At 73.6% G+C, this 25320-nt stretch carries 16 protein-coding genes; 9 read left to right on the plus strand and 7 right to left on the minus strand.

Translation table 11 applies throughout. The features are described from left to right. The first annotated feature begins 17 nt into the window (after positions 1-17). The 3 genes from ACFV6X_RS23610 to ACFV6X_RS23620 all read left to right on the plus strand — a co-directional run bounded on the left by ACFV6X_RS23610 (position 18) and on the right by ACFV6X_RS23620 (position 7211). Positions 18-4232, plus strand: coding sequence for a hypothetical protein (locus ACFV6X_RS23610; RefSeq protein ID WP_385386456.1), 4215 nt, complete (start codon positions 18-20; stop codon positions 4230-4232). 448 nt (positions 4233-4680) lie between these two features. Further along, a complete protein-coding gene (locus ACFV6X_RS23615) occupies positions 4681-5595 on the plus strand; it encodes an acetoacetate decarboxylase family protein (protein ID WP_385386458.1) in 915 nt (304 codons plus the stop codon). 14 nt (positions 5596-5609) lie between these two features. Then, positions 5610-7211, plus strand: a complete 1602-nt coding sequence (locus ACFV6X_RS23620; RefSeq protein ID WP_385386459.1) for a succinic semialdehyde dehydrogenase — start codon at positions 5610-5612, stop codon at positions 7209-7211. Between the two features lie 293 nt (positions 7212-7504). Here ACFV6X_RS23620 and ACFV6X_RS23625 read toward each other — a convergent pair whose 3' ends face one another. Beyond that, positions 7505-8749, minus strand: coding sequence for an NADH:flavin oxidoreductase/NADH oxidase family protein (locus tag ACFV6X_RS23625; protein ID WP_385386461.1), 1245 nt, complete (start codon positions 8747-8749; stop codon positions 7505-7507). 95 nt (positions 8750-8844) lie between these two features. On the opposite strand from ACFV6X_RS23625, the gene ACFV6X_RS23630 reads away from it, so the two are divergent. From ACFV6X_RS23630 to ACFV6X_RS23640, 3 genes are all read left to right on the plus strand, one after another. Beyond that, positions 8845-9468: a TetR/AcrR family transcriptional regulator gene (locus ACFV6X_RS23630; protein WP_385386463.1), complete on the plus strand. Its 624-nt coding sequence runs from the start codon at positions 8845-8847 to the stop codon at positions 9466-9468. A 232-nt stretch (positions 9469-9700) separates the two neighbouring features. After that, a complete protein-coding gene (locus ACFV6X_RS23635) occupies positions 9701-11884 on the plus strand; it encodes a CATRA conflict system CASPASE/TPR repeat-associated protein (RefSeq protein ID WP_385386465.1) in 2184 nt (727 codons plus the stop codon). A 238-nt stretch (positions 11885-12122) separates the two neighbouring features. After that, positions 12123-14516: an ATP-binding protein gene (locus ACFV6X_RS23640; protein WP_385386467.1), complete on the plus strand. Its 2394-nt coding sequence runs from the start codon at positions 12123-12125 to the stop codon at positions 14514-14516. A 33-nt stretch (positions 14517-14549) separates the two neighbouring features. Here the strand turns inward: ACFV6X_RS23640 and ACFV6X_RS23645 are convergent, their stop codons facing one another. Beyond that, the gene (locus tag ACFV6X_RS23645; RefSeq protein WP_385386468.1) at positions 14550-15521 is read right to left on the minus strand and encodes a helix-turn-helix domain-containing protein; all 972 of its coding nucleotides are present in this window, start codon (positions 15519-15521) and stop codon (positions 14550-14552) included. A 226-nt stretch (positions 15522-15747) separates the two neighbouring features. On the opposite strand from ACFV6X_RS23645, the gene ACFV6X_RS23650 reads away from it, so the two are divergent. Beyond that, positions 15748-16467, plus strand: a complete 720-nt coding sequence (locus tag ACFV6X_RS23650) for a hypothetical protein (RefSeq protein WP_385386470.1) — start codon at positions 15748-15750, stop codon at positions 16465-16467. 118 nt (positions 16468-16585) lie between these two features. Beyond that, complete coding sequence (locus ACFV6X_RS23655) at positions 16586-16972, plus strand: hypothetical protein (protein ID WP_385386472.1); 387 nt, start codon at positions 16586-16588, stop codon at positions 16970-16972. A gap of 73 nt (positions 16973-17045) precedes the next feature. On the opposite strand, the gene ACFV6X_RS23660 is transcribed toward ACFV6X_RS23655, so the two are convergent. From ACFV6X_RS23660 to ACFV6X_RS23680, 5 genes are all read right to left on the minus strand, one after another. Beyond that, positions 17046-17759, minus strand: a complete 714-nt coding sequence (locus ACFV6X_RS23660; RefSeq protein WP_385386474.1) for a hypothetical protein — start codon at positions 17757-17759, stop codon at positions 17046-17048. A 48-nt stretch (positions 17760-17807) separates the two neighbouring features. Next, positions 17808-18188, minus strand: a complete 381-nt coding sequence (locus ACFV6X_RS23665; RefSeq protein WP_385386475.1) for a CATRA system-associated protein — start codon at positions 18186-18188, stop codon at positions 17808-17810. 33 nt (positions 18189-18221) lie between these two features. After that, on the minus strand, positions 18222-21962 hold the full coding sequence (locus tag ACFV6X_RS23670) for a CHAT domain-containing protein (RefSeq protein WP_385386476.1): 3741 nt from the start codon (positions 21960-21962) through the stop codon (positions 18222-18224). 476 nt (positions 21963-22438) lie between these two features. Beyond that, positions 22439-23071: a DUF305 domain-containing protein gene (locus ACFV6X_RS23675; RefSeq protein WP_385386478.1), complete on the minus strand. Its 633-nt coding sequence runs from the start codon at positions 23069-23071 to the stop codon at positions 22439-22441. Between the two features lie 122 nt (positions 23072-23193). Then, a complete protein-coding gene (locus ACFV6X_RS23680) occupies positions 23194-23799 on the minus strand; it encodes a DUF6153 family protein (RefSeq protein ID WP_385386480.1) in 606 nt (201 codons plus the stop codon). Between the two features lie 169 nt (positions 23800-23968). On the opposite strand from ACFV6X_RS23680, the gene ACFV6X_RS23685 reads away from it, so the two are divergent. After that, a complete protein-coding gene (locus tag ACFV6X_RS23685; RefSeq protein ID WP_385386482.1) occupies positions 23969-25243 on the plus strand; it encodes an APC family permease in 1275 nt (424 codons plus the stop codon). The last annotated feature ends 77 nt before the right edge of the window (positions 25244-25320 follow it).

A 25320-nucleotide genomic window follows, 5' to 3' on the forward strand; every position in this document is an offset into this window, starting at 1 on the left:
GATTCGACTGGGCGTCAGTGGTGGACGTTCACAGCCCGTCCACGCGTCCGCACACCGCCTGGCTGTGGCGGGCCCTGGCGCACTGGGCAGCCGAGCACGGCGACCCCGAGACCGGATGCCAGCCGCTGAACGGAACGGTCGCGGACTGGCTCGGTGTCGTCCCGTCCTCCGTGACGGCGTGGCGCAAGGGCCACTTGTGGAACCTCACATGGTTCGGGACCGTGCGCTCCAAGGCCGGCTGCGACCCGGCCACGTGTGCGTCGCCGTACGCGGACGAGGACGAGTTGGGCAGGATGCTCGTGGCCGCGGACCTGGAGGAGAAGAATCACCGCGCGCCCTCCTCGCCACGCGCCCTCCCGGTCCCGGCCGGCCGCGGCCCGGTCAGGGCACGCCCCGCCCGGGTCACAGCCGCTTCCGTACCTGCCACGGCCCCTCCCCACGACGGGCACGAGACGACACGCGTCGCCCTCCGCAAGGTCGACCGGGTCGACCGGCGGACGGTCAGCGCCTGGGAGGCCGTCGTACCCCTGCTGGACGACCCCGACCGGGCCGCCGTCAGCCTGCGCGACGTGTACGTCACACGCCGCGCGCAGAAGGTGCTCACCCAGGGCTTGAGGAACCAGGTCGTCAACCGCGGCCCGCAGGGCAACGCCGTGCTCGGCGAGCCGGGCACCGGCAAGAGCTGCGTGCTGTGGGGGGTGCGTGAGGAGCTGCGCGCGGTGGGGTGGACGGTCGTGGCCGTCTCCGCGTCCGCCCTGCTCGGCACTCCGGACCACCCGGCGGATCTACGGCTCCAGGAACTGCTGACAGCCCTGGAGGCGAAGTTGACCGGCCTCGACGGGCGGCCGCCGGGACGCGGCGGGAAGTCCTCGGCCCGTGACGGAAGGCCGTCGGGTGTGCGTGCACCGCAGGGGACCGGCCCCGTCGCCCTGCTCCTGGACACCGCGGATCTGCTGCTCCACGACGCCACGCGAGCGGGAGAGGACCTGCTGGTGAGGCTGGTCCAGGAGGCCCGCGCGCTGGGCGTCACCGTCGCCGTCGCCTGCCGGTCGGCGGAGGCACGCAGACTGGAGGACCGCGAACGGGCGGGCATCGAGACACTGCTCAGCAAGGACCACCTGGAGGGCTACGACGACGGCCGCGCCGCGGCGGGCGCCACGCAGCACGTCGGCGCCCCGTGGGAGCCGGGCTCCGAACTCGACCATGCCGTGGAATCCCACCTGCGCGTCTTCTGCCGCGACCCCGGACGGCCGAGCCCCCGCCAGGGCAGCGACCCCGGCGGGACGGGCCCGGCGGAGCCGCTGGCGCAGCGGATGCGGTCGACGCTCGTGTACGCGGCGGCCCGCGGGCTGCCGCTCGGACAACTGATCCGCCATCCGCTGTCCCTGCGCATGCTGTTCGACGTTTATGCCCCCGCCGGTCCACGCGACAAGGACCTCGACGTCGCCGACCTCTTCCGCGAGTACTGGGGCAAGCGCGTGATCGAGGACGTCCGCCACGCCGTCTTCGACGACGAACCGGCTGACGAGCAGGCCCGGCGGGACCTGTCGCAGGAAGTACGGGTCCTGGGGCTGGCGATGCTGCGCGCGGGCAGGCCGGAACTGCACGGCGCGGACGCGCGGACCGCCCTCGTCACCCACACGGCGCTCAAGCGACATCAGGACGCCGACAAGGCCGTGGCCGTGCTGCTGAACAGGGGCGTGCTGCGCAAGATCGAGGGCGGCCGGGTCGCCTTCCACCACCAGGCGTTCGCCGAGCACGCGGCCGGGCAGGCACTGCGCTCCGCCAGGTGCGGGCTCGCCGCGACGGCCGGCCGGGTCACCGAGCACCCGGACGACCTCCTCCTCGCCGAGGCCGCCCGGCACGCCTTCCACATCGCGGACCGAGAGGGCGCCGTCGGCTGGTACCCCGCGCTGGACACGCTGATGCGGCACGACCACGCGGCGACCCGCCTCACCGCCCTGCGCATCCACGCCGGTCTGCGCCATCCGCCGGAGGACGCGGTGAGTCTGGCCGTGGAAACCCTGCGGGACGCCGACCCGTGGCAGACCGCGTCCTACATGACGGTGCTCACCGGCACCAGCAACCCGGCACCGGCGGCCTGGCCGCGCACCCTGCGCGCCATCTGGGACCAGCAGGACAGCCAGGAACGCCGCCGGGTGTTGATCGCCGTCACCCATCTCGCGCACCAGCAGCCTGAACCGGTCGCGCGGTTCCTCTCCGGCCTCGGCCTGCTCGACTTCACGGAGCGGGAGAACCTGAACTGTCTGCCCTTCGGCCGGGATCTGACCCTCTTCCTCCTCGGTCTGCACACCGCGGCACCGGAGAAGTGCGCGACCGGCGTGACCAGGCTGCTGAACGCGGCGGCCACCTTCCGCAACAAGGCCGTTCTGCTGCACACCCTGCTCGCGCTGGCCCACCTCGCCGCCCGGTCTCCCGGTCGCTACGCCGATCACGCGGCGAGGCTGCCCGAACTCCTCGACGGACTGCATAAGGCATGGCAGGCGGATCTCGACAAGATCATCGATGCGGCGGCCCCCGCGTGGGCGACCACACTGCGGGTGGCCGGCGCCGCGGAGATCGTGGACGCCGTCGGCACCTTCGCCGAAGGACTGAAGGCCGGTCCTCCGGCCCCTTCCGGCGCCCTGCGGCTGCGTGCCCTGGCCGAGGTGCTCGCCACCGGGTCCCCCAGAGTGGTCCAGCGCTGCCTGGACCGCCTCTCCGACGCCGCCGTCTCACCCGAATCCGCCGAGCCCGTCGCCAAGTACCTGCTGGCACCCCTCCTCTCCCAGGAGCCCGGCGACTCAGGCGTCCGCGCAGCCCGCGACTGGTGCCGACGCCGGCTGTCTCCGACGGAGGACCTGGACGCCGCACGCGGGGCCACGGGTGTCATCGTGAAGGCCCTCGACGCGAACAAAGCGCCCCTGCCCGCGGCGACCGTGGCCGCCTGCCTGCCGACGCCGCGCGACCCGGACCGCTGCCGCGACGCGACGCTCCGGCGGTGGCTGAGCGACCCGTGGCCCGTCTCCCTCACGGTGGCCGCCGCGGCCGGAGGCCACCGCCTCGCCGAGCGCGCCCTGGACCAGCACATCAGCATGGACCCGCCCGCGACCGGCGCCCAGGCCGTACGACTGCGGGAGGCGATGGGCCGCCGTGCCGCGGACCACCCCGGCCCGCTCCTCGCCCGGCTCCAGGAGGACGCCACCCGCAGCGGAGACCTCAGCGGCCTGAAACGGCTGGCCAACCTGGGCCCCGACATGATGACCGTCGTCCTGGACGATCCGGGCCACCGGGAGACCCTGCTCGCGATCGCCGAGATCCTCCGGGACTCGCCCACCGGCCTCAAGGCCACCGGCGTCAAACTGCAGACGCTGGCGACCACCCAGGGCGGTCTGCTCCCGGTCACCGTCGAGGAGACGGTCGAGCTGCTGACCGCCACTCGCAACGGGGAGGTCCAACGGGGTGTCCTGAGCAGCGTCGGCGAACAGCTGCACCGGCACGCCGCGCACTGGCACAGGCAGGACCCGTTCGGCAAGCTGCTCCCGGTCCTGGAGGCCATGCAGGAGAGGGGACGGGAGATCCGGGCAACGGCGGGCCCGCGGTACGACCACCACGCCCGGCAGTTCATGCTGGCCGCCAACGAGGCGTACCTGCTGCGGATCGCCCTGCACGCCCACTTCGACGATCTCAGGGCCCGACCCGTGGACGAACTCCTCGGCGTCCTGGAGTCTTTGGTCTTCGCGGAGCTCCCCCTCTTTCTCCCACCGAAAGATCAGGAGATCGCCGTGCACGCGTGGCGCCGCCGGTTCGAGCATCTGCCTCACCTCTGCCGCCGTCTGGCCGCTGAGGGCCATCACCGGCAGGCCCGGGGACTGCTGGACCGCGTCATCGACTTCGCCAACCGTGTGCATCCCTCGGGCAAGGGCCAGTGGCGCGAGGCTCTCGCCAACGACTGGCGCCGCTACCTCCGCGTGGTCAGCCTCGAGGACCGGGAACGGCTGACCGAGACCATCCTTGACCTCGCCATCCGCGACATTCCATTCGCCAAGCAGCTGGTGGAGATCGCGGGTCAGAGTCTCGGAGACATCGCACCGGAGCTGTACGCGTTGATGCGCGATCCGGACACGCCGCCGGCGCTCATGCCGGCCCTGCGCAGCACGGCGTCCTGGGCGGGGCGTGCGGGCCATGGAGCACCATGGACGGAGATCTACGCGGAGGTCGCATGGGAGTGACCTGTCACATGGCTCAAGGGCTTCAGCTCCGGTCCGCAGCAGCGTTGGCACAGCCGGGGGGGTCCGTTGGGCCAGGCCGGCTTCGGCGCGGTGGCGACCGTTCGTCTCGGCGACGCGGGCGGTTGCATGGTCGGTGCCCCGTTCCCTCGGAGCTCTGCCGGAGCGCGCACAACGGGCACACCGGTCAGCTGCTGGACACATGTGGAGTGCGTCGCCATCCTGCAGCCGGTCACAAAGGGCGCCTGACCTGCTGGTTTTCGGCCTCGATGGATCAGTCGTCCTCCTGTCGGCGGTGGAACCGGTGAGGGGGTCGAGCAGCGATCCGCCTTGAAGGTCGATCGCAATGCATGCAGTGTCAACATTGGGTGGGCCGAATTGTTGACGGTGCTTACATGTGACGGCTAGGTTCATGTAATCACCGCCAACATGCGAGCCGGGAGCCGCGTCGATGCCCTCACTCCAGCAGGAAACAGTCAAGGTCGATCTGGGTGGCCGTACGGTCACGGTGCCCAAGGGCGGTCTGTACGACCGCTACCGGATGGACACCGATCTGGACGAAGTCAGCCGTGATCCCCGGGTCAGCGGCGTGGACTTCTTCCGGCGTCTGCCCAAGACCAAGGTCGACTCACCGATCGGTGCCACGCTCACCCCGAACTTCTACTACCGCATCTCGACCGCCCGGATCACGATGCTCGCCCGCTCCCGCGCGATCCGTTCCCGGCTGCCCGGGGAGCTGGCGCCGCTGGAGGTCGCGCCAGGGCTCGGGCTGATCTCGGTGATGTTCTTCCGCTACGACGTGTGCGACATCGACTTCTACACCGAGGCGGCCGTCGGGATCGCCGTGAAGCCGGCACGGCACGGCAAGCTCGGGTTCTTCGACCTCGTCGCCGCCCTGAAGAACGAGCACCTCGACTCCTACGTGCTGTCCCTGCCGGTGAGCACGGAGATCGCCCAGGTGCGCGGCCACGACGGGTACGGGTTCCCCAAGTGGGTCACCGACCTCGATGTCGACATCGACGCCCACCGGACGACCGCACGTGTGGCCAACGACGCCGGCGGCACCGACCTGGCACTCTCCGCGCCCACACCCACCCAGACCGCCTACCCGAGCGGCAGGCGGGTCTCGACACTCACCTCGTACACGTCGATCGGCGATGCGTGGCACTCGACCCTGAGCCAGACCAACCTGCTCTCGGCCGGCACGGAGCTGATGGCCCGCCGGCTCGCGCTCCAGGTGGGGGAGGGGCGCATGGCCGAGGACCTGCGGTCCCTCAACCCGATCCGGACGATTCAGTTCGACGTCGTCACCGAAGGTCAGCTCGCCCTGCACATGCCGGTCCCGACCTCGGTCCAGAGCCGGTAGCGAGGAGCCCTGCCATGGCCACCCGTCACGCCCCCCTTCGCGCACATGCCACCCCCGGTTCCGTACCGCCGGACTCCCTCACACCGGCCCTGATCGAGCGGCTGGCCACGAGCGTCGTCGCGGCACCTGACGCCGCCCGGGTCACCACCGACGCCCCGTACACCGGTGCCCCGTTGGCCGACCTGCCGGTCTCCACGCCGGGCGACGTCGAGGACGCGTTCGCACGCGCTCGCATCGCCCAGAAGGCCTGGGCCGCCACCCCGCTGAGCCGGCGGAAGAGCATCCTGCTGCGCTTCCACGACCTGGTTCTCTCCCGTCAGGACGAGGCGCTGGACCTGATGCAGGCCGAGAACGGCAAGACCCGCCGCGACGCCTTCCTCGAGGTGGTCGACATCGCGATCACCTCCCGGTACTACGCGCGCAACGCCGCCAAGTACCTGAAGCCCAAGCGGCGCCGCGGTGCGGTCCCGGTGCTGACCCACACCACGGAACTCCGTCACCCCAAGGGCGTGGTCACGGTCATCTCCCCGTGGAACTACCCCCTGAGCATGGCCGCCGGCGACGCCGTCGCGGCACTCATGGCGGGCAACGCCGTGGTCCAGAAGCCCGACACCCAGACCGCGCTCACCGCCCTGTGGTCCCTGGACCTGATGCGCGAGGCCGGTCTGCCGGCCGGAGTGTGGCAGATGGTGGTCGGGCGGGGCAGTTCCCTCGGCGGGGCGCTGATGGACAACGCCGACTACGTGATGTTCACCGGCTCCACCGTCAGCGGACGCAAGATCGCGAGCGACGCCGGCCGGCGCCTCGTCGGCGCGTCCCTCGAACTCGGCGGCAAGAACGCCATGATCGTTCTGGACGACGCGGACATCGAGAAGGCCGCCGACGGTGCCGTCGCCGCGTGCTTCCCCTCGGCCGGCCAGCTCTGCGTCTCCATCGAGCGGCTGTACGTGGCCGAGTCGATCCGTGAACGGTTCGTCGACGCGTTCGTCGCCCGCACCAAGCGGCTCAGGATCGGCGCCGCCTACGACTACAGCATCGACGTCGGCAGCCTCACCACCCCCGCTCAGCTGGGGACCGTCACCGCGCACGTCGACGACGCCGTCGCCAAGGGAGCGACCGTGCTCGCCGGCGGGAAGGCGCGACCTGACCTCGGACCGCTGTTCTACGAGCCGACCATCCTCACCGACGTCACTCCTGACATGACGCTGTGCGAGCAGGAGACCTTCGGTCCCGTCGTCTCGATCTACTCCTACCGCGGCGTCGACGAGGCGATCGCCCGGGCCAACTCGACTCCGTACGGCCTCAACGCCAGCGTCTGGTCCGGCGACGGGGCCCGGGGCCGGGCCGTCGCCGCCCGTGTGCACGCCGGCACCGTCAACGTGAACGAGGCCTTCGCCGCCGCGTGGGGAAGCATCGACGCCCCGATGGGCGGCATGGGCGACTCGGGACTTGGCCGTCGACACGGAGCCGACGGCATCCTCAAGTACACCGAGGCCCAGACGGTGGCCCATCAGCGCATCCAGGGGTTCACCCCGCCGGCCGGTGTCTCGCCGGGAACCTGGGCCGGTCTCCTGACCGGCGCACTGAAGGTCCTCAAGGCGGCCGGCGTTCGCTGAAACGCCGAAGACCGGACGGCGCGGTTCCCACGAGCCGCGCCGTCAACGGCTGTCAGGGGACGGGCCGTTCGCACGCACGCCCGTCGTCGCAAACCCCTCCGCGCGGCCACCCGGTCGGGCGCCTCGTACGACACCGCCGTGCCTCGACACCTCGTACGAGTCCCGGAGGGGGACGACTGCCGGCACCGGCCCGGCCCGGCAGGACTCTGCGACCGGCAGCGCGGCGACAGACCGGAAGGGCCCCGGACGGTCGCGGCAGGCGACGCGCATCCGGGGCCCTTCCGGTGGCAGGGTTACGCGGTGCCCTGTGACGTGGTCAGCCAGGCGCGGTAGCGGCGCAGGGCCCGTCGCTGCCTGCGCCGCTCGGAGAGAAGGGCCAACGCCGGGTGGGTGTCGGGCGTCGGGCGGCTTCCGCGAGCGATGCGGCGCATCTGGTGGCGGACCTGCGCCATGCCGGCGGCAGAGGCGAGGGCCTTGTCGGTCCAGGTCACCGGCCGGAGCTGGTCGTCGGCCTCGCGTCCGAGGCGCCAGCGGGCGGGCAGGTCCGGGGTGACGGCGAGGGCCGTGCCCATACCGATGAGAGCCACACCGCTGTCGAGGACCTTCTCGCCCGTTGCGCGTCGGGTGATGCCGCCTGTGAGCATCAGCGGCAGCGGGCTGGCCTTGACCAGGTCCTTCGCCAGATCGAGGAAGTACGCCTCGCGGACCTGGGTGCGCGCGTCGGCGGGGCGGCCCGACATCGCCGGGCTCTCGTAGCTGCCGCCGGACAGTTCGACCAGGTCGACGCCGAGCGGTGCGAGCATCGCGATCACCTGGCGCGCGTCGTCGGCGTCGAAGCCGCCGCGCTGGAAGTCGGCGGAGTTGAGCTTCACCGCGACCGCGAAGGACGGGGAGACGGCGGCGCGGACCGCGCGGACGACGTCCAGCAGCATCCGCGCCCGGTTCTCCAGTGGTCCGCCCCACTGGTCGGTGCGCTTGTTGACCAGGGGGGACAGGAACTGCGACAGCAGGTAGCCGTGTGCGGCGTGGACCTCCACACCGTCGAAGCCCGCCTGTTCGGCGCGCTGGGCGGTGACCGCGTACCGGGTCACGGTGGCCTGGATCTGCTCGGGCGTCATGGCGACGGGGCGGCCGAAACGGCTGCTGTGCTTGCCCAGGTCGACGGCGACCGCGGACGGACCCCACACGACGCCGGGCATGTCGGATCCGATCTGGCGGCCGGGGTGGTTGATCTGCATCCAGATCGCCCCGCCGCCGGACTTGCCGGCTTCGGCCCACTCGATGAACGGCTCCAGCGGCGCGGCGGCGTCGAGCACCACGCCGGCGGGACCTGTCAGTGCCTCGGCGTGGACCATGACGTTGCCGGTGATCAGCAGTCCGGCGCCGCCGGCGGCCCAGTGCCGGTAGAGCCCGAACAACTCCTTGTCCGGGAGCTGGCCGTCGCCGGCCATGTTCTCCTCCATGGCCGCCTTGGCGATCCGGTTGTTCAGCACTTGCCCGGAGCGCAGGGACAATGGCGAGAACAGCTCGCTGGTCATCCGAGTTCCCCTCTCGATCTCGATCGCTTACAATGTATGCAGCGTTCACATTAGGGCAGAGATGTAAGCGACGTAAACATCAGGGAGCGTGACCTATGTCGCAAGCGGGCGGCACGTATCACCACGGCGATCTGCGCGCCGCCTGTCTGCGCGCCGCGCGGGAACTGCTGGAGGAGGACGGAAGTGCCGGACTGTCCCTGCGGGCGGTGGCGCGGCGAGCCGGCGTGTCGCCGACGGCCCCTTACCGTCACTACGCGGACCGCGACGCGTTGGTCTCCGCGGTCGCCGCGCAGGGCTACCGCGAACTCGCGGAGCATCTGGCCGCGGCGCATCCCTCGCCCACGACTCCTGACGAGCTAGCGGCGGTCGCCGTCGCCTACGTCCGTTTCGCGCTGGAGCGCCCGGCGCTGTTCCGGGTGATGTTCGCGGAGCCCTGTGATCCGAACAGCGAGGAACGGGTCAGCGCGACCGCCGCCATCTCGGAATACGTCCGCGGCATCGTCCGCGCCGCCTTCCCCGGTGCCGATCCGGATGCACTGTCCACCACGGTGTGGGCCCTGGTCCACGGTCTGGCGTTCCTGCACCTCGACGGCAAGCTCGACACGTCCACCCCCGAGGTGGTCGCCGTCCAGGTCCGCGCCGCCGTCCGTGCGCTGTTCACCGCCCCTGCCGCGATGTCCCCGACGGCGGCCGCGCCGCGGGAGCGGGCAGAGGCGTAGCGGGGCGCGTGGCACCGATACGGGCATGGACCGGTGAGCGGGCCGGGCGGGGCGGACCTCGCCGGGTGAGCGGGTGGCGGCCTGTTCCGGCCCGAGCCGGAGAGGCGCGGGCGTGTCCCGTCGCCGAGGCTCGGCTCGGGTACGTCGATACCGGGTGAATCGCCCCTAGACTGCACTGACTTGCTCAAGTGGTGTCAGGTTGTGCCGGGTCGAGGCGGGGGTGTGCCGGTACGTGGTCGAGGCAGTGGTGGAGAAGCAGGAAGTCGCCGTTCACGTCTTCGTCCCGTTGGACGACCCGCGCGCCCAGGTCGGTGTGGGCTCGTTGCGTGCCATGTGGGAGCGGTTCCGGGTGTCGCAGGAGGCGGGGACCCCGTTGCCCGGGGCGATACCCGTTCAGGTGCCCCGCGTTCTGCCGGTCGCGGCCGCGCACGGGTCGGTGCCGGTGGCGGCCGTGCAGTCCCGGAACCGGGTCGACCAGGCGATCCTGCGCCGGCACCACGAGATCCTCAATCTGTCGATCCTGCTCGGCGCCGGGCCGGACCGTGACTGGGCGGCGCTGCGTCGCCGGACGGAGGCGATCGTCGGTGAGCTCGGGCCGGTTCATCTGGGCGCGGTGACACTGGAGTTGGGGGAGCTGCCCGCGGACACGCCGGGTGCGCTGGACCTGCTGGAGCCGGAGGGCGGGGACGAGACGCGGGCCGGGCGGTTGCTGCGGCTGCTCGGGCGCAGCGGTGATCCCCGGCTCGGCGCTTGGGCCTGGTCCGACGGTGGGGCTCCCGAGATGCCGCCGTTCGTCCGGTATCTCCTGCACACGACCGCCGTCCGTCACCAGTGGTCGGTCCACCGGCGCGTCATCGAGGGCCGGGCCGCGGGAGGTGACGGGCCGTGCGTGGTCGTCCGCCCGCCGTACTCCGACGCGTCACACCGGGTGCTGACCGACCCCACCACCGAACTGCGCCTTCTTCGACACTCGGTGAGCGGCAGCTGGGACAACGCCCGGCAGGCTCTCGAGGCTTCCGGGCGGGGCACGGGGATCCTGCTCGACGACACGGCCCCGCTGGTGGCCGACCGGCAGTTCGTCTCCTGGTTTCTGGGCAACCTCGATGACGCGTTGACGATCCATCAGCTGGCCGGGGGTTCCCTGGGCGAGGCACCGCTGGTCGAGGTTCCTCCCGTCGACGCGCCGCAGGCGAGCGTCCTGCGGGCGTTCGGCCGACGGCCCGTGCGGGTGCTGGCCGTCGCCGACGAGTGGTTCCCCGCCCATGGCGGCGTGACCACCTTCAACCGCGCCCTGTGCGTCGCGCTCGCCACTGCCGGTGCGGATGTCCGCGTCATGGTCGTCACCGCCACCCCGGAGGAGCGGGAGGACGCGCTGGCCAATGGCGTTCGGTTGATCGACGCCGCCCGGCCGGGGCTGGGTGGGCACGCGGCGCTGCTGCGGCGGCCGGTGTTCGCCGACGGGTTCGAGCCCGACCTCGTCCTCGGGCACGGCAGGGTCACCGGACCCGCGGCCCGGCAGCAGGCCGAGGACCATTTCCCGGGCGCCGCGCGCCTGCACTTCCTGCACGTCGAACCCGACCGGGCCGAGGCCAGCAAACCCCATGCCGAGGGAAGTCCCGGCGTCCGTGCCCAGGACCGTACGGAGCTGGAGCTCGAACTGTGCCGGGGCGCACTGCGTCCGATGCCGGTCGGCCCGAGACTCGCGTCGTACCTCAGACGCCACCGGCGCGGCACGCGGTACCGGGACATCGCCCCGCCCCTGCGGATCGACCCGGGGTTCGACGGCCGGGAGGCGGTCCTGCCCCCCGACCCGGACGACATCCCGCAGATCCTGCTGATGGGCAGGCTCCAGGACGACCTGCTCAAGGGCCTGGACATCGCCTGCCGGGCGCTCGGACAGGCGGCGCCGGACCGGGCGGCACCCGGCACCTGGGAACTGCTGCTGCGCGGAGTGCCCGGGCTCGACCACGAGAAGTCGGTGGACCGGGTGACCGAGTGGATCGCCAACTCCGCCGTCGACGTGACCCTCTACCCCTACTCCGCCGACCCCTGGCGGATCGAGAACGACGTGGCACGGGCCGGCCTGGTCCTCATGCCCTCGCGGGCCGAGGCGTTCGGCCTGGCCGGTCTCGAGGCCATCGCGGCGGGCGTACCGGTGCTGGTGAGCGGCCGGAGCGGGCTGGGCATGCTGCTGCGCGAGCAGGGGCTGCCGGTCGCGGACCGGGCCGTGGTCGACGTGGACGGCCGGGGCGAGGAGGCGGACGTCAGACGCTGGCAGACCGCCATCAGCGCCGTCATGTGGGACCTGAAGGCGGCCTTCGGACGGGCCGCCGAACTGCGGAGCGAGATGGCCACCCGGGTGACCTGGGTGAAGGCGGCCGCCACCGTGCTGGACTGCGCCGGGGAACGGGCCTGACCGCATACGATCCGGCCCCGGCGTCCCCCCTGCGGACGCCGGGGCCGGGTGCGCGGCGGTGGCTCAGTGGGTCTGCACGGCTGTCGTCCTCCCGCGGGCCGTCCCGGCGGCCGGTGTTCCACCGGGTGTCAGCCGCAGCGGAACACGCGGACCGCGCCCGTCACCCGCCGTCCTGGAACACACTGGAAACGACTGGAGCCGCGCAGCGCGGACCCCTGAACGGCCCGCGGAGGGAACGGTGCTCGACGAATTGCCCGCGTCACCCACCGACGACGCCAGAGCCCTCGGCCGGCAGCTGGCCGCCGAACTGACCCGTGCCGTCGTACGGGCCGAGAAGCGGCTGGGCAGCACGCTCGACCGGGGTGAGCTGGCCAAACGCCTCAATGTCTCCGCCAGCAGCCTCTACGCCTACCTGAACGGGACCACGCTCCCCGGAACCGGCGTGTTCGACGCCCTGCTCGGTGCCCTGGGCGTCACCGGCCCCGAGGCCGGCCGGCTCGGCACACTGCGGGACGAGGCCGAGGCCCTCCGGCGGCTGCGCCTCACCGCGTCCCGGACGACGGCACCCCGGACCGGGGCCTTTCCGAGGCCCCGGCAACTACCCCTGAAGCACCCGAGTTTCGTCGGCCGTGACGCCGAACTCGCGCGCCTGGACGGACTGCTGCCCGACCCGGCTGACGACCCCGTCCCCGACCCGGCCCCCGCCCTCGTCGCCGTCGTGGAGGGAACCGGCGGCGTCGGCAAGACGGCCCTCGCCCTGCACTGGGCGCACCGCGTCCGCGGCCGCTTCCCCGACGGCCAACTCCACGTGGACCTGCGCGGATTCGGGCACGAATCGACGATGGAACCGGCCGAGGCCCTGCACGGTTTCCTCCAGGCCCTCGGGGTGACCCCGGCAGCCGTTCCGGCCGACCCAGCCGTCGCCTCCGCCCTGCTGCGCACCGTGCTGGCCGGCCGGCGGGTCCTCCTGCTGCTGGACAACGCCCGCTCCACCGACCAGGTACGGCCCCTGCTGCCCAGCGAGCCCGGCTCCGTCGCCGTCGTCACGAGCCGCAACCGCCTCGACGGACTCGTCGTACGGGAGGGGGCGCTGCGGATCGCCCTCGACGTGCTGCCCCGGTACGCCGCCCGCGCCCTGCTGGAACGGCAGATGGGCGGTGAGCGGCTGGCGCGGGAACCGCGCGCGGCGGACGAACTGGTCGACCTGTGCGCCCGGCTGCCGCTCGCCCTCAGCGTCGCCGCGGCCCGGACGGCCACCGCCCCCGAGGGCTCGATCGGCGTCCTGATCGCCGAACTGAGCGGCTCCCGCTCGCCGTTGGACCTGTTCGGCGCGCAGGACGCGGACGTCGATCTGCGCACGGTGTTCCGGGGCTCGTACGCGCTGCTGCCGGACCCCGCCGCCCGGCTCTTCCGGCTGCTCGGCTGCCACCCCGGGCCCGAGACCGACGTGGCGGCCTGCGCCGCGCTCGTCGGCACCCCGGACCCGCCCACCGCCCTCCTCGACACGCTCACCGCCGCCCACCTGGTCCGACGGCACACGCCCGGCCGGTACGTCCTGCACGACCTGCTGCGTCTCTACGCGGGCGAACTCCTCGACTCCGCACCGCCGCAGGAGCGCCGGGACGGCACCGAACGGCTGCTGCGCCACTACCTCGACACCGCCCTGCTGGCCGACCACCACCTGGAACCCTGGCGCCCGCTCCCCGACGCCCCGCCGCCCGCCGCGGGGCGGCCGGCGATCGGCGACCACACCGAGGCGACCCGCTGGTTCGAGTCGGAGCTGTCCGCGGTGCAGTCGCTGATCGCCCGGGCCGCCGCCACCCCCGGCCTGGAGCCGTACGCCTGGCGGCTGGCCCAGGCCTGCGCGGTCCATCTGCGGCGCTCGGGGCGCCGCGCCCAGCGCGCCGCGGTGCACGCGCTGGCCCGCGACGCCGCCGCCGGGGCCGGCGACCGCGCCGCGTGGACCAACGCGACCCGCCGACTGGCCGACGCGCTCTCCCGGCTGCACCGCGGCTCCGAAGCGCTCGACCTGCTCCACGAGGCCCTGCGCGCCTGCCGGGAGCGGCGGGACCACGAGGGGATCCGGGAGGCGCGGCTGTCGCTGGTGCGGGTGTACGCCTCCCGCGGCGACCCGCGGCGTGCCCTGCCGCACGCCCGGCTGGCGCTGGCGATGGCCGAGCGCTCCGGCGACCCGATGGCGCCGGCGGACGGCCTCACCGCGGTCGCCCAGCAGCGTGAACGGCTCGGCGAGCACACCGTGGCTCTGGAGCACTGCCGCCGTGCGCTGGAGCTGTACACCCGGCTCGGCCATCTGGACGGCCAGGCGGGCATCCTGATCGGCATGGGCCGGGCCGAGCAGGGGCTGGGGCGGCACACCACCGCCATCGGGCACTACGAGGTCTCCCTGGCGCTCGACCGGGAGCTCGGTGACCGCTACCGGGAGGCCCACGCCCTGGACCATCTCGCCGGCGCCCACGCGGCGCTGGGCCGCCACCAGGTCGCCCGCCGGCTCCGCGAGGAGGCTCTGGCCCTGTTCGACGACCTCCACCATCCCGACGCCGAGCCCGTCCGGGCCGCGCTCCACGGGCAGCCGCCCCACCCGCCGGCACCGACCGGGCCGCCGGAGCGCTGACACCCCGGCCGCGCCTGACCGGACGGGCCGGAGTCAGGCACCCGGTCGCGAGCCGGGCCCGGGGCGGGCGTCCTGCCAGCTCAGGCCGTAGCCGTACCCGACCCGCATCGAGGTGAACTCCACGGCCACCGCGCACCGCCCGTCCGGGCGCAGCGCGGGCGTGCCCGGAGTCTGCTGGTAGATCACCGAGGGCGGCACGCCGGCCAGCTGCCAGACCGCCCGCGGCAGTCGCGCCGGGTCGAAGTGGACCTCCAGCCGGAAGTTCTCGCTGCGGGTCAGCGGCACATGCACGAAGTGCGGCGCCATGGGCTGCGCCGGGGGTATCCGCAGCCGCAGTTCGTAGACGTGCCGATGCCCGGCGGCCAGCGTTGCCGGAAGCACCAGACGGCGTTCGAAGTAGCTCTCGTAGCGGCGGTCGCCCGGCTCCAGCCGCCCCCCGCGTACGACGGACATCTCCAGCCCGTGTCCGGGCGTGGTGTCGCCGGGGCGCCGGGGCACGCTGACCGCGACCGGGATGTGGGCCAGCTCGTCGCAGGTGGCGACGACGACGCGGCGTTCGACCGCCTCGGGCGTCGTGGTGTCCAGCCGCAGCCGGGTCTGCACGGACTCGGTGTACCAGCCGTGCGGATCGGTGCGGGTGCAGCCGGCCGGGCACTGCTCGGCGTGCACGCCGTGCGCCCGGTCCGCCGGGGTGTCCCACGGGGGTGGCGTGATGCCGGCCGTGCCGTCCGGGGAGTCGGGGTCGAGCGCCCGGCGCACCTGCGCCCAGTACTCGGCCCACTGGCGGACGTCACCCCCGCAGGCGCCGACGACGGCCAGGGCGACCGCGCGGGTGGGGTGCTGCCGGCCGGCCAGCGCGTCGCTGACGGTGGTTCTGCCGTACTTGGTGCGGACCGCCAGCTGTTCGAGGGTGAGGTCCGCGGTGCTGCGCAGGTCGCGCAACCAGTACGCGAACTCCCGCACCGGTGACCCGTCCCGGACGATCTCCTTCTGCGGACGTCCCATGGTTCGCAACTCCGCTCTGTTCCCACGGCGTTCTCATCGAGTCTTCCACACGGGCGGACGGCTCGTCCCGTCTCGCGTGCTTGCCCACCGGTCGTCCCGGTTTTCCGGGGATCGTCCGGCTCCTCGGGGAATCGTTGAGGGGCCCGGCCCGGCGTTGTTACACAGGATCCGCCCGGCCGGAACGCATCCGCATCGGCCGGTTCCTGCTCTTGTGCCGGGAGAGAAGATGCCCCAGTTGCCCAGGATGCCCCGCTCGGCGCGGCTGCCGGCCGACGCGGTGCCGAGGATGGAGAAGTTCGGCCGCTTCGAGTTCGACCCCGTCGGCAGCGACATCGACGCCTCCGACGTGTGGGCCGAACTCCAGCAGCCCTTCCTGGAGTTGGCGCAGGCCGATCCGCACGGGTTCGCCCGCGCGCTCGCCGACGCCGTGCTGCCGGCCGGGGGATTCGCGCTGTTCGGCGCGGCCCGCACGGTGTGGAACCTGCTCGGCTCCGACTTCACCAGCTCCACCTACGACGCCGTACGGATGGGCGCGCTGGAGTTCCTCCGGGCGAACGGCGTGCCCGACAGCCGGCTCTCCGCGGACGACCGGCGGTTCTGGCAGCGGCACCGCGACGAGCCCTGGCTGGTCGGACGGCCGGCGCCGACGCTCGAGGAGGCCCGGGTCACCCCTCTCGCACCGGGTGAGACGCGCCGGATCGCACGGATGACCGCGGCGCCGGAGTCCAACGTCCTGTACGTGCGCGCCGCGCCGGGCGGTGGGTTCGTGGCCGTCGTCGACGCGCCGGCCGGCGAGGGCGACCCGACCTGCAGCCAGTTCGACTGGTCGGCCGCCGAGACCCTGCACGGCCTCTACACGCGCATCGGCGAGGCCTTCCAGACGCCGGTCCACTGGGTCGCCGACGAACTGCTGCCGTTCATACCGCTGCCGCCGGCCCGCCTATGAGGGCGGGAGCGCCCGCCGTACCGCTTCGGCGAGCAGCCCTCCGGAACAGCCGGAGCACACACAGCACACAGAGCCACAGCACAGGTGAACCGTACGAGTACAGGGAGAGCAGGTAACCATGGCCAAGCCGCCGGTGGAGATAACGACCCAGGCGTCGATGGCGGAAGCCGCCGACGTCTTTCGCAGGGCGATGCGGGTGAGCTGGTGGAGTGAGCACATCACCGGCGCCGGAACCACCTTCGAGGAGCCCAGAGCGTCGGTCTTCGAACAACTGCACCAGGACAAGCCGGACTTCGCCGTGATGGCGCTGCTCGGCGGCCGGGGGGCGGAGATCCAGAAGTCCGCCGTCCACATGTACATGTGGGACCGGGGCGGGCACCGCGAGATCGCCCTCGGCGTCGGCCGCAACCTGGCGTCCTTCGGCATCAAGGCGAACCGGAAGATCCGCCGGTTCGTCGACGACCTGTCGCACGTCGACCCGTCCCTGGAGCACACGGGGATCTGAGACCGCCCGAGAAGGGGGATACGCCCGGCCGGTGGGCGCCCGGATCGCTCCGGGTGCCCACCGGCCGGCGTGCTCAGGCGGGCGCGAAGGCGTCCGCCGAGATGTCCCGTTCGAGCACCGAGCGGTGGAAGGTGTACACGCCGATGTCGGAGACCTTGACCAGCAGGCAGTACCGGTCGAGGGAGGCCACCGTCCGGGCCACCGCAGCGTGTTCACGGCGCAGGAAGTGCACCGCGGCCTGGTTCGCCACCGAACTCTGCCCGCACACGAGCACCACGGGCCGGCTCGACTCCGGAGGCGTGAACCTGGCGACCACGGCGTACTCCTGGTTCCCCCGGTCGAAGTAGTAGTGCTCGTCCCCGACGGTGATCGCCACGGAGTCGGGCCGGTCGCCGTACGGATGGATCGTCACCCCTGGCAGATACGCGGCCAGATGACCGCCGGTGCGGGGATTTGCGCCCCCGACCGGCCCACCGACACAGAACTCCGTACGGTCGCCGTTGCCGCCCCGCAGATCGCCGGACTCCACCGTCACCGCGCAGCCCAGCCCGCTGAGCAGCACGGCCAGGTCGACCACGGCCCGCAGGTCCCGCTGCTGGACCGCGCCGGGCATGCCGTGCCTGCTGCCGGAGACGATGACGCACTGCTCGCCCGGCCGGACGCCGAAGAACCCGGCCATGCGGTTCAGGGCCCGGGTGCGGCGCCATCGCTCCCAGGCCGCGCCCAGGCCGACGCCGAGCAGACTGGTCAGCAGACCGACCGCGATGTTGCCGAGTACCGAGACCATCGTCCCCCTCACCGCCCCGCCGTCCCGCCAGCTGTGCTCCGCGCGTTGTCAGCCCCGATCCGTGCCCGGCCGGGCGGGTTGCGCGCCGCCGGGCCCCGGCTCCGGGTCGACGGAGTGGATCAGCGCCACGACGCGCTCCCGCACGGGTTCCGGCACCGGCACCTTCCCGTCGTCCTGCGGCGCCGTCCCGTCCGGGCCGGCACCGATGCGCGTGACGCGCCGGCCGCCGGAGATCTCCAGCTCCCTCATCAGCTCGTCGACCGTGCCGGTGTCGCCCGCGTCGACCGCGGTCCCCAGTTCGGCGAGCAGCTCGCCGACCTCCTCCCACGCCTCGGGCGGCAGCCGCCACTCCTGGACCGCGCGCAGCGCCCGCAGCGCCGCGCCCGCCGCCTCGGGGTCGATCAAGGCCGTCCGGGCCCCTGTGCTCATGCTGTCTTCCTTTCCTCTGCCACCGGCCGGGCCTCAGCGCCCCGTGTGGACGTAGGGCGCCCACACGGCCGGTGCCTTCGCGTAGCCCGCCCGCAGTTCGCGGACGATCCCGTGCACGGCCCGGGCGGTGTCGGTGACGTCGAGGCCGGCGCCGTAGCCGCGCAGCGAGCGGTAGAGACGTTCCGTCAGCCGGACCGACACCAGGTCGGGCGCCTCCCACAGGGCTCCGACCACCTGGGGGTAGCCGGCGGTCTGGAACGCCGACGTCAGATGGATGGCCTCGTCCGGGAGGCGGTCGGTGCGCGCGGTGTGACAGGCCAGCAGTACGGCGAGCTGGGCGCGCGGCAGCTGCCGGCGCGACACGTCCAGCACACCGAGCGGCCCGTCGGCCAGTTCCAGCCGGCTTCGTGACGGGTCCTCGGGGTCGCTGACGCCGTGACAGGCGAAGTGCACGGTCGCCGCCGAGGACAGCGCGGCCAGCACCCGTTCGACCGTCGCGTCCCCGCCCTCCAGGCGGCGCAGCCCGGACAGGGTGCGGGCCATGGCGGCCACCTCGTCCAGGGACGCCCCCTCCCCGCCGTCCACGCCGGTCGGCCGGCGCACCGCCAGGTGGGGCCCGGCGCCGCCGCCCGCCGCCGGGGCCTGCCGGGCGTGGCGCAGCGCCCTGATGCTCGGCGTGTACGACGAGGCCACCCGGTCCAGCACCGACCGCCGGCCGGCGAGCGCCTCCTTGCGCTGGTAGCCGGCGGCGTGCAACGGCAGATGGGCCAGTGGCCCCGAGGCCGACCACCACAGCCGGGGCACCGCGTCGCGGGGTGTGCCGTCGGGGATCGGCTCGGTGAGACCGGCCGATTCCAGCACCGGCTCCGCGATCGAGTCCCAGAGCCACTCCAGCACGCCGAACACGGTCTCGGCGGCCTCCGCCCGCCGGCCGCGCGGGGCGTCGAGGCCCACGGCGACGGCGGTGAGGAACCGGCGGGCGTGCCGTGCGACGAGTCCCTCGGTGATGTCGAGTCGTACCGTCCTGATCTCCTCGGCGGTGACGACCAGCGCGTCCGAGCGCAGCCGGTCCACGTTGACCAGGACGATCGGCCCCTCGGAGGCCTCGGCCCGCATGTCCGCGGCGGCCGGCGGCAGGAGGAAGTCCGCGAACCCGTCGAGTTTGCGGATCTGTTCGAGCAGTTGCCGCCACTCCTCCGTCGCCGCGTGCTGCGCGCCGATCCGCCCGGCGTCGTCCGGACCGGACGCGGCCCGGGTCTCCGACTCCCGCAGCCGCTGTCCGAGTTCGGTGAACGCGCGGGCCGCCTCCGGGTGGGCCGCGGCCAGGTCGGAGACGTCGGTACGCGCCTGGATGTCCTGGCCCATCAGCACGGCCCGGCCCTGCTCCAGCAGCGCCGCCGCCCGCTCCGTACGGCCCGCGGCGAGCGCCACCGCGCACGCGGTGCGCGCCAGGCTCGTACCGGCCGGCTGGTCGGGGAGGTCGGCGGCGCGGCGGGCGCCGGCCGGCGCGGGGTAGCGGCGGCCGAGCAGCGCGGAGCGCAGGACGGCCTGTCGGTCGTCCCGGTGCAGCGCCTGCGAGGCGATCTGGGGCAGCATCTCCAGCGCGACCCCGGCCGCGTCCGTCGCGCGGGCCCAGTCGCGGCGCCCCAGCGCGCTGTTCAGCGCGGTGCGCGCGTTCTCGAACCGCGCCAGGGGCGGCAGTGTCCGCTCGGCCTCCGGGTCCCACACCGAGGGTCGTTCCCCGCCGTACCGGTCGCCGACCACGTCGTCGTCGGCGACCCGGACCAGTTCCCGGACCTGGGCCAGCGCGGGGCGCAACTGCTCGCGCAGGGCGGCCAGTTCGGGCCCCCACTCCGGTGCCCGCGGCAGGTCCTCCAGTGCCCGGCCCGCCACCTCCGTGATCCGCAGCGCCTCCCGCGTGCCCTCCGGGTCGCGGCGCATCGCGGAGACGGACGCCAGCGCCTGGGCGTAGGGAATGGCACAACCCAGCCAGCTGGTGGAGCCCTCCGGGACCCGGCCGACCGCCCAGCGCAGCGCGTCGCAGGCCCGGCCGACCGTAGCCACGTCGCGGTGCAGGAAGCCGTAGGCCTGACGGCGCATCTCCACCGCCACCAGCAGGTCGAGATAGCGGGCACAGGTGGGCGGCACCTTGGCGAGTTGTTCGTCGCCGCAGCGTACGGCCGCCGCGAGAACCTCGGGATCGGAGTCGAAGGGGTACCGGGCGGCGATCACGTACACCAGCACCGAGGCGACCCAGGCGCGACGGCCGTCGGTCAGCGGTCCGGCTAGCAGCTCCCGCAGCTCCACCTCGGCGAGTGCCAGCCGGCGCGGGTCGGTGGCGCCCGCCCCGTGCAGCGCGCGCTTCACGGCCGCGGCCTGCGGAGGCAGTTCGGCGATGTCCTCGACGGTGGCCGGCACCTCGAGCCCGGCGTCCACCGGGGGACCGGGCGGCCACTCGGCGACGGGCGGGGCGGTGGGCGGGGCGAAGTGGCCCGGCGTGGTCGGAGGCGAGCCGCCCAGATGCGCGGCGAAGTCCGCCGGTCCGGGGCCCGGCGAGCGACGGCCGGGACGCTCCGGCGGCGCGTACATCCGCACCGGCGGCACCTGGACCCCGCGCAGCAGCGGTTCCATCAACGGGCGTGCCATGCGCACCAGTGCGGCCCCGTTGAACGGCATCACGCGCATCATCCGCGCCAGTTCGGCGCAGGCCGCGCGCTTCTGCTCGATGTGCGGGAGCAGGGGGTGGAGCGGGGGCAGGTCCCGCTGGAGCGCGGCCCACAGTTCGTCGGAGCGCTGCACGTCCGCGCGGGACCAGGTGAGGAAGGCCCGGACCGTGAGCAGCGAGGCCATGTTGGCGGCGTAGACACCCATGTCGTCCGGCGGGGCGTGGACCCGGAACTCCTCCAGCTGCCCGATGGCCTCCTCGACCGTCTCCTCGTCCATGGTGCGGAACAGGGACGCGGTGAGTGCGAGCGAGAAGAACAGGTGTGCCGCGGCACGGTCGCCGTCCTGTTCGTGGGTGCCGTGCGTGCGGGCGTGCTCGACCGCCCGCAAAGACATCCGGCCGGCCCGTAACGCGCGCTCGACGGCCTCGTCGTCGAGCGGCCGCGAGCGGTACCGGGTCAGCGAGGCGTGGACGGCGGTACGGCACACCATGCCCGCCTCCACATGGTCCGGGCCCACCGCCTCGAACGCGGCGTACGCCCAGCGCTCGGCGTCGTCCAGGGACGCCTCGTCGCCCGACTCGTGCCGGAACGCCGCGGCCTGCGCGAGCCGTGCCAGCAGGCTGGGCCGGACCAGGTCGTCCGCAGGCAGCTCGGCGGCCAGCCGCGCCGCGTGCCGCTCCGAGGGCCGGGGCGGTTCGAAGTGCCGAGGCAGCGGCTCCTCCAGCCAGGTCGCCGCGACCCTCACCGGATCGTCGGGCGCCCGGTCCTGGGTCTGGGCGGCGAGGTGGAGATGGACGTCGTCCGACAACCGGTGGTCGCCGAACCGCTGCGCGAGGGTCCGCTCCGCCAGCCACAGGTGCAACACCCAGCGCGGGCGCTGCGGATGGTCCCGCGCGCCGATGTCGAGGGCGTACTCGGTCAGCGCCGCGGCGGCCAGGGCGCACGGCCGGCCGCCCTCGCCCCAGGAGGCGCGCAACAGCCCCGCCGCGGGCCGCAGCCAGCTGGACGGGTCCTCGCCGGCCTCGGCCACGTACCGCTCGACGGCCGGGTTCCACGCCGCGTCGCAGCGCACCAGCATGACGTCCACAGCAGTTCGCAGATCTGACACGCCGCCAGTCTCCCGCTGTACGGCCCGGATCGGGAGCCGTCCGGAAATCTCCGGAAAACCCGGTGACGGCGCCCGCCCCTACCCGCTCGGCCACCCACGCAACACCCTGCTCGAGCGGTCGTGCAACCCGCGCCAGCTCCTCGACCACGCCTTCGCGCACCCGTTGACTCGGGCAGCACGTGTTCGGGCCGCTGCGGCTCGGGCAGACCTCGCTGCCGCCCTGGGCGGCCGGCGCCATGATCTCCGACCTCGGCGATCCAACAGCGACGTCGATCACCGCGGTCAGTCGCTGAGCACGATGGTCGGGTGTGCCGTCACCGAGGTCGGCACGCCGAACGACGTGTTCCGGGATGACGGCCGGACCCGGTCCGCCCCCAGCGGTCCCTCACCGTCCGCCCAGCGGTCGCCGTGATCGGGCCGTGCCCTCGGGCGGCGCGGCGGTGGGCGCGCGTGCGCACGCGCGCCCACCTTCCTGGCTACCGCTGTCCGAGCATCCTGTTCATCCTGGTGATCTCCTCGGACTGGGCCGTGACCACGTCGCGGGCCAGATCCTTCGCGGGCCGGCAGGCGCCGTTCCCGATCTCGCGCCGGGCCATCTCGACCGCGCCCTCGTGGTGTTCGACCATCAAGGTCAGGAACGCCCTGTCGAAGGCCCTCCCAGAGGAATTCTCCAGGTCCTCCAGTTCCCGGCCGGTCATCATCCCGGCCGTCGTGTGGTCGCCGTGCTCCGCCGGGCCGCCCGCGCCCGGAACCGGCTCGCCCCACGCGGCCAGCCACCCGGACATCGTCCTGATCTCCGGTTCCTGCGCCTCCTCGATCTCCGTGGCGAGGCTCTTGACCTGCGGCGAAGTGGCGCGGGTGGCGGCCAGAGCGGCCATCTCCACGGCTTGACGGTGGTGCGCGATCATCCCCTGGGCGAAGGAGACGTCGGCGGCGTTGTGGCGGCCGGGCGACGCCGGGGCGTCGCCCGTGGTGCCGGTGCGGGTGCCGGCGGAGGGCGCGGTGTGGCCGTCGTGCGTGGCGGAGCCGCAGGCGGACAGGACGGCGACGGCCACGGCGACGCCCGCCGCGGCGGCGGCACGGCGCGTGAAGGTGCGCTGTGTGGTCATGGTTCGGAACTCCTTTGAGCGCACGCCGGCATGGCGCGCGCGTCGGTGACTGGAGACGTGCCCGAGCACGGCATCCCTGCCTGGCCGGACGTCCGGGAGCCGGGGATGCCGTGCGGGTGCCTCTAGATCCGCAGGAGTTGGAGTTCCGCCAGGTCGGGCGGCGCCCGCCCGCCTTCCGTCGCCGCCGTCGCCGCGCCGGGCGAGGCGAGCAGCCCGGCCGGGACCGCCTCCAGGGCGGGGGCGAGCAGGGGCGGGACGTACGACGTACCGATGCCACCGGCCGAGCAGCCGGCGTCGGCGTGCTCGACGTGACCGGGGACGCCGTCCTCGGTGGCGTGGGCGCAGTCCGGTCCGGGCGCGTGGGCGCCGGGCGTGTGCCTGGGTTGCGACGCGTCGGTGTGCCCGGACGATGCGGTGCGCGACGGCACGTCGGTGTGGGCGGACGATGCGGTGCGCGACGGCACGTCGGTGTGGGCGGACGATGCGGTGCGCGACGGCACGTCGGTGTGCCCGGACGATGCGGTGCGCGACAGTACGTCGGTGTGGGCGGACGGCGCGGGTCGGTCCGACGAGTCGGCGTGCGTGACCGGCGTGCGCGCGCCGGCGGCAGTCGTGTTGCCGGGCGCCAGTCCGTGCATGGCCAGCAGCCCGGCCAGCACGACCAGCATCAGCAGCAGCACACCGCGCCCGGCGGGGCGACGCCTGCGGGGCTGCGCGGCACTGCTCACGACGCTCATCCTAGGCAGCACGCCGGCACACGAGCACGCCAGCCCCACCGCCCTCCCCACCCCGGATGCCCGCGTCCGGCTGACCGAAGGCATTCACGAACCCGCAACCCTCCTCGCGTATCGTCGGCCGAAATCGGGCGGTCACTGGGCCGCCGTCGAAGGAGTGGCCTTGAGCGAGCCGTCGAACACCGCCCGGACGCCGGACGAGCTGGACCGCCGGCTGGGCGTGCCGGACGCCGTGGTGATCGGGCTGGGCTCGATGATCGGCGCCGGGATCTTCGCCGCGCTCGCCCCCGCCGCGCAGGCCGCGGGCTCCGGGCTGCTGCTCGGCCTCGCCCTGGCCGCGGTCGTCGCCTACTGCAACGCCACCTCCTCGGCCCGCCTCGCCGCCCGCTACCCCGCCTCGGGCGGCACCTACGTCTACGGCCGTGAGCGGCTCGGCGACTTCTGGGGCTACCTGGCCGGATGGGCCTTCGTGGTCGGCAAGACCGCCTCCTGCGCGGCGATGGCCCTGACGGTCGGCGCGTACGTCTGGCCGGGGCAGGCGCACGCGGTGGCGGTCGCGGCGGTCGTGGCGCTCACCGCAGTGAACTACGCGGGCGTGCAGAAGTCCGCCTGGCTGACCCGCGTGATCGTCGCCGTGGCGCTGGCGGTGCTGGCCGCGGTCGTGGTGGCCGCCCTCACTTCCGGCGCGGCGGACGCGGCCCGGCTGGGCCTCGGCGACGACGCGACCTTCGGCGGCGTGCTCCAGGCGGCGGGCCTGCTGTTCTTCGCCTTCGCCGGGTACGCCCGGATCGCCACCCTCGGGGAGGAGGTCCGGGACCCGGAACGCACGATCCCCCGTGCCGTCCCGCTCGCGCTCGGCATCACCCTGGCCGTCTACGCCTTGGTCGCCGTCGCGGTCCTGACCGTCCTCGGCCCGGCCGGCCTCGCGCAGGCGGCCGCCCCGCTGTCGGACGCCGCCCGGGCGGCCGGTGCGGGCTGGCTGGCGCCGGTCGTCCGGACCGGCGCCGCGGTGGCCGCGCTCGGCTCGCTGCTGGCGCTGATCCTCGGGGTCTCGCGCACCACCCTCGCGATGGCCCGTGACCGGCATCTGCCGCACGCCCTCGCCACGGTCCACCCGAGGTTCAAGGTGCCGCACTGCGCCGAACTCGCCGTCGGAGCTGTGGTCGCGGTGGTCGCGGCGACCGCGGACGTACGCGGCGCGATCGGGTTCTCCTCGTTCGGCGTCCTGGCGTACTACGCCGTCGCCAACGCGTCGGCCTGGACCCTCGCGCCGGACGAGGGCCGCCCCCACCCCGCCGTCCCCGTTGCCGGGCTGGCCGGTTGTCTCGTGCTGGCGTTCGCCTTGCCGCTCTCCTCGGTGATCTCCGGGACCGCGGTGCTGGCCGTGGGAGCGGTGGCGTACGCGGTGCGCGGGGCGATCCGGCCGGGCACCACCTGAGGAAACTCCTGTCGGTGCCGGATTGCCCGGCCCCGCGGCCCCGCCTCGTGAAATGGGGCGTTCATTCGAGACCTTGA

The organism is Streptomyces sp. NPDC059861 (assembly GCF_042731435.1).
In the GTDB taxonomy this organism is placed as follows: Bacteria; Actinomycetota; Actinomycetes; order Streptomycetales; family Streptomycetaceae; genus Streptomyces.

What these genes read in the sequence shown, in the direction of transcription:
- ACFV6X_RS23615 (WP_385386458.1), top strand. Translation starts at nt 4,681, where the DNA reads ATGCCCTCACTCCAGCAGGAAACAGTCAAGGTCGATCTGGGTGGCCGT.
- ACFV6X_RS23650 (WP_385386470.1), top strand. Translation starts at nt 15,748, where the DNA reads ATGCCCCAGTTGCCCAGGATGCCCCGCTCGGCGCGGCTGCCGGCCGAC.
- ACFV6X_RS23675 (WP_385386478.1), bottom strand. Translation starts at nt 23,071, where the DNA reads ATGACCACACAGCGCACCTTCACGCGCCGTGCCGCCGCCGCGGCGGGC.
- ACFV6X_RS23645 (WP_385386468.1), bottom strand. Translation starts at nt 15,521, where the DNA reads ATGGGACGTCCGCAGAAGGAGATCGTCCGGGACGGGTCACCGGTGCGG.
- ACFV6X_RS23655 (WP_385386472.1), top strand. Translation starts at nt 16,586, where the DNA reads ATGGCCAAGCCGCCGGTGGAGATAACGACCCAGGCGTCGATGGCGGAA.
- ACFV6X_RS23620 (WP_385386459.1), top strand. Translation starts at nt 5,610, where the DNA reads ATGGCCACCCGTCACGCCCCCCTTCGCGCACATGCCACCCCCGGTTCC.
- ACFV6X_RS23625 (WP_385386461.1), bottom strand. Translation starts at nt 8,749, where the DNA reads ATGACCAGCGAGCTGTTCTCGCCATTGTCCCTGCGCTCCGGGCAAGTG.
- ACFV6X_RS23665 (WP_385386475.1), bottom strand. Translation starts at nt 18,188, where the DNA reads ATGAGCACAGGGGCCCGGACGGCCTTGATCGACCCCGAGGCGGCGGGC.
- ACFV6X_RS23630 (WP_385386463.1), top strand. Translation starts at nt 8,845, where the DNA reads ATGTCGCAAGCGGGCGGCACGTATCACCACGGCGATCTGCGCGCCGCC.
- ACFV6X_RS23660 (WP_385386474.1), bottom strand. Translation starts at nt 17,759, where the DNA reads ATGGTCTCGGTACTCGGCAACATCGCGGTCGGTCTGCTGACCAGTCTG.